11 protein-coding genes are annotated in these 11,643 nt (G+C 56.6%); 6 read left to right on the top strand and 5 right to left on the bottom strand.

Going from position 1 to position 11,643, the window contains the following annotated elements; genetic code table 11:
• The first annotated feature begins 1 nt into the window (after position 1).
• Both EXR70_13755 and EXR70_13750 read left to right on the top strand, forming a co-directional pair.
• Positions 2–565, top strand: a complete 564-nt coding sequence (locus tag EXR70_13755) for an acetyl-CoA synthetase (GenBank protein MSP39547.1) — start codon at positions 2–4, stop codon at positions 563–565.
• A 61-nt stretch (positions 566–626) separates the two neighbouring features.
• A complete protein-coding gene (locus EXR70_13750; GenBank protein MSP39546.1) occupies positions 627–1,655 on the top strand; it encodes an extracellular solute-binding protein in 1,029 nt (342 codons plus the stop codon).
• Between the two features lie 130 nt (positions 1,656–1,785).
• On the opposite strand, the gene EXR70_13745 is transcribed toward EXR70_13750, so the two are convergent.
• A complete protein-coding gene (locus EXR70_13745; GenBank protein ID MSP39545.1) occupies positions 1,786–2,601 on the bottom strand; it encodes a hypothetical protein in 816 nt (271 codons plus the stop codon).
• A gap of 365 nt (positions 2,602–2,966) precedes the next feature.
• A complete protein-coding gene (locus tag EXR70_13740) occupies positions 2,967–3,617 on the bottom strand; it encodes a hypothetical protein (protein ID MSP39544.1) in 651 nt (216 codons plus the stop codon).
• Positions 3,618–3,911: 294 nt separating this feature from the next.
• Here EXR70_13740 and EXR70_13735 point away from each other — a divergent pair, with 294 nt between their 5' ends.
• The 4 genes from EXR70_13735 (at position 3,912) to EXR70_13720 (ending at position 8,602) form a co-directional block, all read left to right on the top strand.
• Positions 3,912–4,904: a D-2-hydroxyacid dehydrogenase gene (locus EXR70_13735; protein MSP39543.1), complete on the top strand. Its 993-nt coding sequence runs from the start codon at positions 3,912–3,914 to the stop codon at positions 4,902–4,904.
• 192 nt (positions 4,905–5,096) lie between these two features.
• A complete protein-coding gene (locus EXR70_13730) occupies positions 5,097–6,008 on the top strand; it encodes an ABC transporter substrate-binding protein (GenBank protein MSP39542.1) in 912 nt (303 codons plus the stop codon).
• A gap of 48 nt (positions 6,009–6,056) precedes the next feature.
• Positions 6,057–6,401: a hypothetical protein gene (locus EXR70_13725; GenBank protein ID MSP39541.1), complete on the top strand. Its 345-nt coding sequence runs from the start codon at positions 6,057–6,059 to the stop codon at positions 6,399–6,401.
• A 296-nt stretch (positions 6,402–6,697) separates the two neighbouring features.
• Entirely contained in the window at positions 6,698–8,602 is a 1,905-nt protein-coding gene (locus tag EXR70_13720) for a M61 family peptidase (GenBank protein ID MSP39540.1), read from the top strand.
• An 85-nt stretch (positions 8,603–8,687) separates the two neighbouring features.
• Here EXR70_13720 and EXR70_13715 read toward each other — a convergent pair whose 3' ends face one another.
• The 3 genes from EXR70_13715 to EXR70_13705 all read right to left on the bottom strand — a co-directional run bounded on the left by EXR70_13715 (position 8,688) and on the right by EXR70_13705 (position 11,623).
• Complete coding sequence (locus EXR70_13715) at positions 8,688–9,827, bottom strand: cupin domain-containing protein (GenBank protein ID MSP39539.1); 1,140 nt, start codon at positions 9,825–9,827, stop codon at positions 8,688–8,690.
• A gap of 62 nt (positions 9,828–9,889) precedes the next feature.
• Positions 9,890–10,750, bottom strand: coding sequence for a DMT family transporter (locus EXR70_13710; protein ID MSP39538.1), 861 nt, complete (start codon positions 10,748–10,750; stop codon positions 9,890–9,892).
• A gap of 9 nt (positions 10,751–10,759) precedes the next feature.
• On the bottom strand, positions 10,760–11,623 hold the full coding sequence (locus tag EXR70_13705; protein MSP39537.1) for a DMT family transporter: 864 nt from the start codon (positions 11,621–11,623) through the stop codon (positions 10,760–10,762).
• Between the last annotated feature and the right edge of the window lie 20 nt (positions 11,624–11,643).

Genomic DNA, 11,643 nt, shown 5'->3' with positions numbered 1-11,643 from the left:
GTTGGCCAAGACCATCCGCTATCCGGTCGTGCTCAAGGTCGAGTCGGCCGAAATTACCCACAAGACCGAGGCCGGGGCGGTTAGAATGAATATTCAGAATGAATCAGAGCTACGCCGCTGCTACGGTGAAATCTTGCGCAACGTTCAAGCCCATGATGCCTCGGCGGTGATCGACGGGATTCTGGTTCAGGAAATGGTCACGGGCGACAGGGAAGTGATCGTCGGTATGACGCGCGACCCGCAATTTGGTCCGGTGATCGTCGTGGGCATAGGAGGCATCTTTGTCGAAGTGATCAAGGACATCGCCATGCGCATTGCGCCTTTGACAAAATCCGATGCCTTGGACATGATCGGCGAGCTCAAGGGTTACCGCATGCTCAAGGGCGTGCGCGGCCAAGCAGAGAGTGACATCGACGCGCTGGCGGAGATCCTTTGCCGATTTTCGCGCCTGGCCATCGATTTGGCGGATGAAATTGCCGAGGTCGATATCAATCCGCTGATGGTTTTCGAAAAGGGCAAAGGAGCGGTGGCGCTGGACTGTTTGATGACGAAGGTATCGGCGTGAAGATCGATAAAGTTGAGTTCTTACCCCATCGCTTGAAGCAGCGCGTGCTCGTGTAATCGACTTGGCAAAGATGCTTTGGAAAATATTCACCCGGGCAGGGGGTATCGCGTACTTCGCCTGGATGTGGTTCCTCTGCGCCACTGTGGCGAATGGCGCTACGCCGCAGGAGCTCATCGAAGGCGCCAAGCGCGAGCGTGAGCTGGTGCTTTACGCTTCGCTGACGCTTGAAGAAGCCAATGTGATCTTGCCAAAGTTCGAAGCGAAATATCCGTTTCTTAAAGTTCAGTTCGCTCGCGCCGGCAGCGAAAGGCTATTGACCCGGGTGCTTACCGAGGCGCGGGCGAAAAAAAGCTTTGCCGACGTCGTTCAAACCGTCGAGTTCAGCATGCACACGCTCAAGGCCAAAGGTGTTTTGGGACGGTACAACCCTACGGAGGGCGGCGTTTACCCCAAGGATTTCAAAGAAGATGATTTCTGGACGACTTTCTATTACCACCCCTACGTCGTCGCCTATAACAAGAATCTCCTGCGCCAGGCGAACGTTCCGAAAACCTACGCGGATCTTCTGAATCCGGCATGGAAAAACAAGATGATGATGGAGGGCACCAAGGTCGATTGGTTTGCCGGGATGTTGCAAATTATGGGCAGGGAAAACGGCTTGCGGTTCATGCGCGAGCTGGCGAAACAAGAAATTCTCCAACGCACCGGGCACAGTCTGATTGCGCAATTGGTCGCTGCCGGCGAGGCGGTATTCGATATCAACATACCGGTGGCCTCGGTCAACCGCTTGCGTGACGCGGGCGCGCCGATCGACTGGATTGCGCCCGGTCCCGTGCCGGCGATCATGATCGGTGTCGGCGTCACGGCCCAACCCTTACACCCGAACGCGGCGAGACTCTATGTCGACTATGTATTATCGAAAGAAGGGCAGGCGATCATGCGCGGCTTTCACCGCCTGTCGGCGCGCACCGACGTCGCTCAGGAGCAAGCCGCGCTCATGAAAGATCTGCGCATCGTGCCCGTAAACCCGAATCTCGCCGATCAGATCGACGAGTACGCGAAACTGCTTCGTGAAACGTTTTCGAAGTAGACGCGGCGACGCCGCAACCGAAGGGGGCAAAATAGGGGACGTATGAAGTTAGCCAGTTCTGCTTTTCCTGATAAGTGCTTATCGGAGGTTAGCTTAGTCTGAAACCTGCCCTGTCCCTGATCTCTGCCCGTCATTTCAAGTAACCTCGCTCGCGCCAAAAGATCTCTGCCGCGGGATGAAGCGGCACATCCAATGGTCCCTCCGGGTTGTCTTCGCACATCCGTTCCAAGGGGAGGGGACCCTCTCCCTGCCACGGGATACGATCCTTTCGATTGTCCAGCGCGAGACAAAACGATCTTACGATATCCTCGGATACGTCGGCGTGGGTAAAAATCGGCCAGCCGCTAAAATCGACGGTGGACACATCGGCCAGGAGCTTGGGGTAGATATCCTTAGACAGGATGGCGCGACGGAAACCGATTTCTTCTAATCGCGTGATGTGCTCCTCCTCCAGCGGAAGAAACCGCATTCCGGCATCGAGAGCTTGATTCGTCCAACGCTTCACCGCCTCATCAAAAATGGCATCCACCTCGCCCCGTTGCACGGCGCCGAAACGATTTGGACCATCCTGCATGCCCTCGTCGTAGCGTACCTGACCGTCCCACGAAACCAGGTCATCGAGAGTAAATCCGACCTGCGCCAGCACTTCTTTGACCACGAGGTGAACCGAATGACGTTTCTGACCGCGGAGCGAAACGCGCAACGGGTAGCGGCGCTCAAGCAAATCCATGAAAGACTTTAATCCTGTTTTCTCGGATACGGCGAAAGCAAACTGGTCCTGGGTGGGAATGACGGCAATCGCCCGGACTGGAATCGCTTCTTTGAAAGGACCGCGTCCGCGGTACGCCATAGTCAGGGGGCTGGAGGGATTGATCGTCGCGAGATGGACGTCGCCGCGAGCGACTTCCTCAATGGCCTCGATGGTGTCGCTGCCGAAGAGAGACATCTTCCACTCAAGTCCGGCTTGATCCCGCAAGTTCACCCGCGCTTGCCGGTAAGGCCATTGATTCAGGGGTCATGATTGGGGTCAGGCCTGAGTATTGACTTATTCTCTCCCCTCTTGCTAGTTTCAGTCCATGGCACGCAAGCCCAGAGTCGAGTTTGACGGGGCGTTGTATCATGTGATTGTGCGCGGCAATCAACGAAAAAAACATTTTACGACGACCAAGACCGAAGCGCTTATCTTGAACGCATCGAGCACTATCGCCAGCGCTACGGGGTCATATTGAGAGCACCCCTAGGGTCAGGCCAGAGTATTGACTAACTCAACTTTCGCAATTCTCGACTGGGCCAAACCGCGCAACCACTTCTCTAAACCTTCTTGGCGGAGGTCCATAGTCCGCGCAGGCGTCCTACGACGTTAAAACAAATCGGCCACAGCAAATAGAAGAGAACCACCAGAAACAAGACTTCCAAACCCTCGCTCAACGCCCACATACCGCTGGAGTCGTTTTGTAGTTTGATGATTTGCTCTGCCGAAATTCCGGTGGTGGCGGCTTCATACATGATCATGAGGTCGCGCGTCAAAACCATGGCTAGAAACGCACCGACCCAAAGGACCACGAAAAAACCTAGTTCATAGGCAACACGCAGATAGCTTTTTAGTTTACCGACAAATTGTTGGTACAAATCTCCAGGCGCTGGCGCGGTGTCGTTCAGCATGGTCAGGATCATCAAACCAAACGGGCCAAGGACAGCCAAGGGCAACAACCACCCATAGGATCGGTTCTTGGACTTGAGCAGAAAAAAACAGGTCAGAAACCACAAGCCTACAACCACCAGCAAGACTGCCCACATGGAAATACTCTGCGCCAGACTCAACAGCCAATAGTTGCGCTCGTAATTCGCACGACCCGCGGCGATTTCGGGATTGATGGAAAGAACCAATATCCCACCCAACACGGCGACCGTGGGGATCAAAAGGAAGGATACAATCGCGAGAATGTAAGGTCTCTTGAACATACCGAGCGTCCTCCCTTAAGCTGTGGCGTCACAACACGATCCCGCATCTTGGGCTTACTGACCACTCCCTTACGACAGTACCATACACGACGGTGAGCCGCGGGCTCAAACAGCTTGAGAATTCACGTTAGGACATTGACTGAAGTAGGATTGTAAAATCCGGCCCCAGCAATCGGTCAGGGCTCCAGCAACGATCGCTCGCGATATACTTCCCGTCAAAGATAAAATAAAAAGTATCTAAGTTTTCTAATCGTGACCGGGCACGCCAGTGTGCCGCGGCCACTGAGGAGCATCATGACAGTTCGTATTGCCCAGTTCGTGAACGCCGCCAATGATGTGGTGGACGAAGCTTTTCTGCGCGACTTTCCCGAGGTCGAGGCGGCCAAGGCTCACAATCTCGAATCCCTCGCCAATGCACTCGACGGCGCGGAAATCCTCCATGCTTACAACTCCGCCTTCAGCGCGGACTTCGCGCGCCTGGTGCGTGACAAAGGCCGGGCGCTCAAGTGGATCCAATTCACCACCGTCGGCGTCGAAATCGGACTGAGGGCGGGCCTACCGGATGGTGTCTGGGTCACCAATGGCGGCGACGTCAGCCAGCGGGTGCTCGCCAGCCACGCCATGGCCCTGATGCTGGGCGTCATGCGAAACTTTCACCGCTTCGAGCAACTACGCGCAAAGCGAGAGTGGGCACGGCTCACTATGTCTTCCCACATACTCGACCCCGATGGCGCGCGCATGGTGATCCTCGGCATGGGCCATATCGGTCAGGACATCGCGCGCAAGGCCAAAGCGTTCGATATGGAAGTGATCTGCGTCACCCGCTCGTCTGTCCCCGCCGTGCCGGAGATCGATCGCGTCGTACCCAGGGAAAAAGTCAACGAAGTTCTTCCCAGCGCCGATGTGGTCATGGTGGCGATGCCGCTCGACAACAGCACAAGGGGATTTCTCAGCGCCGAACGAATCGCGCTCATGAAAGAAACCGCGATCCTTGTAAATATTTCCCGCGGTAAAGTTGTGGACGAAGCGGCACTGGCCCGCGCCCTCACCGAGGGCCGCATCATGGGGGCCGGACTCGATGCCTTCGCCGAAGAACCGTTGCCCGCCGCGAGCCCACTGTGGGATCTCCCCAATGTGCTGATAACGCCGCATGTCGGCGGGCAGGGCGGTTGGCAATTGTGGCGCCGGATGAGCGAGCTTATCCGCGACAACACGCGCCGCTATCTTTCAGGTGCGCCCCTCAAGCACGTGGTCAGAACCGCCGACGGGAAACTGCAAGGTTTTTGAAACCCACAGGTCGGAGAAAACCCGAAGTGCAGGTGTGAAAATTGCCGAATTTCCTTTCACATCTTCGTGGCCAATGGTTCTTTGAGCAGCGATTGGTACGCTAAAGCTTTTCTCTAGGTCGGGTGTTTGACAGAAGTTAGAATGGCGCTGTACAAAGGAATCACTGATCAAAAGTCCCATGGGGAGTAATCTATGAAAACATTGCGATTGGAGACCACTGCGCCGTTTCAAGGCTTAGCCGAGCTCGTCGCCCACGACGAAGGTCTGTTCGAGAAGGAAGGCATCCAGATCGAGTGGATGGACCGTGAGAAGGGCCTCGACAAAAGCCCGCAGCTGCACATCACGGATCATAAGGAAGCCGAGCGCTACACCAGCCACGGACGCATGATGGAATCCGGCCAGGCCGACCTCTACAACGCCTGCGAATGGGGCAATTTTTCGCGGGTTGAAACCACCAAGGTCGGTAGCCGGCAGGTCGGCCGTCGGTCCATGGTGAATTTTGCCGCGCTCGTCGTTCGCGCCGATTCGCCGGTGCAGGTGCCACAGCAATTCGCCGACGTGCAGATCGGCATCCCCTTTTATAGCGGCACACATTATCTGTGCTTGCAGATGTTGGAAGGCTTCGTGCCGCGCGAGTTAATCAAGCTCGGCCGGGTGCCGAACGGCTCCAACTTCCGCTTCAAGATGCTCATGGATGGAACTATCGAAGCGACGACCCTCACCGAACCGTATATTTCTTTGGCGGAAAAAATGGGCTGCCGCATCGTCATCTCGGCATTTCATCACGGCACCGACGTCGCGTCCGATCGTGTCGACAGCGAAACCTACGCCGCTTTTAATCGCGCGATCCGCGAAGCCGTGCGGCGGATCATGGCGAACAAGCGCGCCTATCTGCACTATTTCATCGACTACTATCGCGACAAAGATCCGCAGATCAGCCAGCTCACCATCGACGATCTGCGCGCGAGCCGCCTCTATCTGGTCGATCCGGCGCCGATCCCGGCCGATGAACTACAACGCACCTATGACTGGATGAAGAGCTGGGATTTCCTCGAAACCGCGCCCTGCGCCACCGCTTTGGTCGATCTCAACGTCAACGCGTAGGAGCGCTGTATCGCTTCGATGATAACGAACAGGTGGAGGTAACTAGCCATGGCATTGGTACGATGCGTTACAGAGATGGGTATGGGCGTGGATGTGCACGGCTTGGATTATACTGCTGCCGCCAAGCGCGCGGTGTTCGATGCGATTCATCACAGCAGCCTGGGATTTCCCCGTCTAGTGGGCAAGACCGCCGACGATATGCGGGTGGATGTCACCATCGGCGTGCCCAAGCCGGAAGCGGTAGACAAACAAGCGGTGCTCGACTCGCTGCCCCACGGAGGCAGCCATATCAACGTGGTCCAAGGTGGCTTGCAGGTGCTCAACGAGACGGGCAAAGACGGCTGGCTGATCGCCAACGCCATCATTGTCGTCAGCATCGACGACGGCAAATAGTTGGAGTCACCTGAAGTGAAGTATTGTCATGCCGGCGCAGGCCGGCATCCATCTTTGCTCACACTGCCAAGCCAATGATTGCCTGGATGCTGGCCCGCGTGGGAATGACGGAAGGAAGAGTCAACTTTTCCCCTGGAACCCACCTTTAGTTTTCTCTTCACCGCTCGCCGTTGACGTAAATCCAACTTATCGGATACGCTCCGCCGACAATGGCCATCGGCAGGCTGGTCCGTCATTCGCACCTAGTGAATACCGATCAACACGCGCTGGTTCGCTGATCAGGGAGTTGCTCCAAGATGTTTCACTTAAAAAATTTTTTCACCATCGCGCTGCTTTGCCTTTGCTGCGTAACGCCCGTCAATGCCGGCGAAATTCCCGCGCCGCAAGATATTGCTTATCCCGGCACGCTGAGCTTAAGCGTCGATCTAACCGATCTGGAGCGCCGGCTGTTCACGGTGCGCGAGTCGGTGCCGGTGAAACCGGGTCCGTTGACGCTCCTCTATCCGCAGTGGTTACCAGGCACCCATGGACCCAGCGGCCCGGTTAACCTGCTGACAGGTTTGATCGTCACGACCCGCGGCCGGCGCTTACCGTGGCTGCGCGATCCAATCAACATGTATGCGTTTCATATCGAAGTGCCCGCCGATGCCGATCGCATCGACCTCGAATTTCAGTTCGCCTCGCCGCAGACCAGCGAGCAAGGACGCATCGTCGCGACACCGGAAATCCTCGGCCTGCAATGGAACACCGTGGTGCTTTATCCGGCTGGGTACTACGCCAGCCGGATAGCGGTAAAGGCCGACGTAAAGTTACCCGCGGGCTGGCAATTCGCCACGGCATTGGACGTAGCCTCGCGCAGGGCCGAGCGCGTTGAGTTCGCGCCGACTGCACTCGACATGTTGGTCGACTCGCCGTTGTTTGCCGGCCGCCATTACCAGCGCGTCGATCTCGATCCTGGCGCCGATGTGCCGGTGCATCTCAATATGGTCGCGGACAATCCGTCGAGACTTGAAATCAAACCTGAACAGCTCGCGGCCTACAGAAAACTGATGAAAGAAGCCTACGCGCTCTACGGCACGCGCGCGTTCGATCGTTATGATTTTTTACTGGCGCTCACCGAGAATTTCAGCGGCATCGGTCTCGAGCACCACCGTTCCAGCGAGAACGTGCACCGCCCGGGCCACTTCACTGAGTGGGAAAAAAACGCTCCGGGGCGCGATCTGCTCGCGCACGAGTTGACACATTCTTGGAACGGCAAGCAGCGCCGGCCGGCCGATCTTTGGACGGCGAACTTCAATGTGCCGATGCAAGACTCATTGCTTTGGGTATATGAAGGCCAGACGCAGTTCTGGGGAATTGTCCTGAGCGCGCGATCCGGACTTTGGTCACCGCAAGTCGCAAAGGATGTGCTGGCGAACATCGCGGCTGTCCACGATCGCAACCGGCCCGGCCGCGTGTGGCGCAATCTGCAGGACACGACTAATCAGCCAATCCTCGGCGGCAGATCGCTGCCCTTTCCGAGCTGGCAGCGCACCGTGGATTACTACAACGAGGGCGTTCTGCTGTGGCTCGACGTGGATACCAAGCTTCGCGAGCTTACTCGGGACCAGCGCTCGCTCGATGATTTCGCCCGCGCCTTCTTCGGCACCAAAGACAAAAGCTACGATGTCGTCACTTACACGTTCGACGATGTCTCGGCGGCACTCAACACTGTTTCTCCGTACGACTGGAAAGCCTTCCTGAAAGAGCGACTCGATGGCCATGGACCGGCGGCACCCCTCGATGGTCTCAAGCGCAGTGGCTGGCAGCTGATCTACCGAGAAGAACAGTCCGCTTATCTGAAGTCCGCGGACGAGCGGAGCAGGTCCATCAACCTGGGCTTCTCGCTCGGCCTGGTAGTGTCGACCCGCGACAAAGGCAAAGTGACCGAAGTCCTCTGGGATAGTCCCGCTTTTAAAGCCGGCCTTACCACGGCTGCCACGCTGATCGCCGTCAACGGCCAAGAGTTTACACCGGAACTGCTGCTCGACGCCATTCGCGCTGCCAAAGGCGCGAATCAGCCGATTGAGCTATTGGTAAAAACCTTCGATCGCTATCGAACCGTTCGTCTGCCGTACTTCGAAGGATTGCGCTATCCCACTCTCGAGCGCATCGACGGCGCGGACGATCAGCTCACGGCGATTTTAAAGCCGCGCACCTAAACCGATGGAATCTTGGCTGCCCGCAAACAAAAAAGCCCCACATCGGTGGGGCTTTTTTGTTTATGGCGGTGAAAACTGCAGCAGCTTACTTCAGCTTTTGCTCGACAAACGGTTTCCAATTCCATTCGAAGTTCGGATCGCTGTAGGCTTCCGGCGGCATCAGCGATTTGATTCCGCGTTTGCTCATCTCGCCTTCGAATTTTTCGCGCACCCATTTATCTTCGTTGCAATATTCGATCTGGTCTTTGGCGCGGTCTTCGACTTTTTCCGCGTGGCCGTGGAACTGCATGGGCGGATGGAGCGCCAAATAGCGCGCCGGATCGCCGCCGGCGTTGAAATGTTGGTGGAACCATTTGTTGGGCGGCACGAACAAGCTCGCTTCATGCCACGGCACGACGACTTTGTCTTTGCCCTCTTCCCACATGATCGAGTAGCCTTCGCCGACTGGGATGACGATCACACGGCCGGGGCCATGGCGGTGGGCCTTCTTGTATAAGCGCGCGTCGAACACCGACATGTGGCAGGACATTTCCGAGTCGGGGAATTGAATGTACACACTACGGCCGCCGGCGCCGCGCCGGGCGTTGCTATCGAGCTTGTCCCAGGCTTTCATGTCGGGGAAAAAATTACCGTACCAGTAGGCGCGCCGGCCCCAGGTCTCGTCGAGATTATTTTGCGAAACCATTTTCGCTTCGGAATAAAAATCCATCTCGTTGTGAATGTCGGCGCCTTCGTAATTGTTGCCGAAGATGAAATTGACATCGCGCAGGCCGGACAAAGTCAGCGGCAAGTAATTGTAATGCAGCAAGCGCACCGGCTTGTCGCCCTGCATGTTGGTGAACTGGTGTGTATAGTTGTGCGGCAGCAAGAACATACTGTGTTTTTGCCACTCGAAAGATTTCTTCGGCCGCTTCTCGCCGGACCAAATGGTCGTCAGCCCGCGCCCTTCAACGACGTAGACAATTTCATCAAGGGCGAATTTCAGCGGCGGCAAAGTCTTGCCCGGAGGGATTTCCGTAACTCGCGCGGAAGTAACCCCCTCCTGGCCGACCAGTTGAATGAACGCCGAGTTGCACTCGCGAGCGTCCCACCATTTCAATTCCAATGTCCGCAGATCCTCGATGTAGTAGCCGCGGTAGATGGGAATCCCTTGGCCTTCCATCCACTCATCGTAGCTGTAGAACTTGCTCCACATTTTGCGTTCCGCTTGCATCGCCTTGGACATCTTCGCTAACCCTCCGAACTTTGATTGTGATTATTATTATCACCTGCAAAGGGTGAAACAACTCATTTCACCAGCACCACGAGAACCGTCCCGGTGACGGTCAACGCCGCGCCGAGAATCACCCGCAGCGTAAGCGACTCGACATCGCGCAAAAAGATCGACGTTAAAAGCAAGGTCGTCACTGGATTTGAACTCACCAGCGGTTCGACGATGACCACCTTGCCGTGACTCAAAGCGAAGAACACCGAGAGCATCGCCGCGGTATTGAACAAACCGGCGGGAAAAAGCCAAGCGGCGCTACGGCGGTTGAGCTTAAACGCCCGCCTGCCGCCCTGAATTTGTAGCAGGGCAAACGAGAACAGCGCCGCCGAGCCCGCGGTCACTGCGGCAGCGAGCAGCGGAATGTTGATGAAACCTAAACCAAATTTTCGCAGCGTCGTTGACGCGCCGAAGGCAACCGCGCCGATCAATGGATAGATCACATCGATTTTGCGCCACTCGCCCCGCGCAGGTTTCGCCATCGACAGCACAACGATACCGCCGATGACCAGCAGCGTGCCGATGACGTTCTGCAAGACCCAAGTCTCGGCGAGAAAGGTCACCGCGAATACCGAGGCGAAGATCGGCGACGAGTTGGCGATCGGCACCGAGCGGGACACGCCGATTTTTTCGATACCGACGTAACTCAAAGTCCGGCCGATGCCGGGCGCGAAAATACCGGCGACGACAAACAACAGGGCCGCCGGATTCCACAGTGCGTCAAACGGCGCGAAAAATGGCACGGCGAGCCAGAGCACCACCGCGCTCATGGACAAGGAAATAAACGAACCGGTCATGGCGTTGGAATCGACCAAACCGCGCCGGATGAAAATATGGGCTATGGAAAAACACAGCGCCGCTTGAAAGGAAAAGTAGATCGCCATGGCAAAAAATTATCGCGCCGTCACCACCAACGTGGTTCCCAACACCGTGAACAGCGCGCCGACCACGATGCGCGCCGAGATGCGCTCGATTTGGCGCAGAAAAATTCCCACCCAAACAATCGTTAACAAAGGATTACAGGCGATCAACGGCTCGACCCGAACGATTTTACCGACGTTGAGCGCCGAGAACACCGAGAGAATCGCGCCGGTGTTGACCACCGCGGCGCCGAACAACCAGCGCGTGCTGATTGAATTGAATTTCAGCGCCTGGCGGCCGCCACGCCATTGAACCAGCAACAGCAATATCATAAACGCCGTGCCCACCGTCACCGCCGCGCCCAACAGCGGAATAGGTAATTGCGACAATCCAGATTTTCTCAGCGTCGTCGAGATACCGAAAGCCACCGCGGCGACGAGCGGATAAAGAATGTCGATCTTGCGCCACTCATCACCCGCGGAATTTTTACCTGAAGATAAGATGATCACACCGGTGATGACCGACAGAGTGCCGAGAATATTTTGCCCGGTCCACACTTCGCCCAAAAACAGCACCGCGAAGCTCGACGAAAAGATCGGCGCCGAGTTGACGATCGGCGTCGAGCGCGCCACGCCGATCCGCTCGATGCCGATGTAACCCAGGGTCTGGCCGATGGCCGGCGCGAAAATCCCGGCGGCGATAAAGTAACCGATGGCCGGCGTCCACAGGGCGGATAATGGAATCAAGACTAGAACCAGCAGCCAAAAAATCGTCGCCGTGGTCGCCAGGGAAATCAGCGAACAGGTCAATGCGTTGGAGCCGACTAAACCGCGCCGGATGAGCACATGGGCGATAGAAAAGCACAGCGCGGCTTGGAAGGCGAAGTATTCAGCCATTGATGATCCTGTGAGTATTG

The sequence above is a fragment of the Deltaproteobacteria bacterium genome (assembly GCA_009692615.1).
GTDB lineage: Bacteria > Desulfobacterota > Binatia > UBA9968 > UBA9968 > DP-20.
The sequence above is the reverse complement of the archived record's forward strand: the minus strand, read 5'-3'. Positions and strand labels throughout refer to the sequence as shown.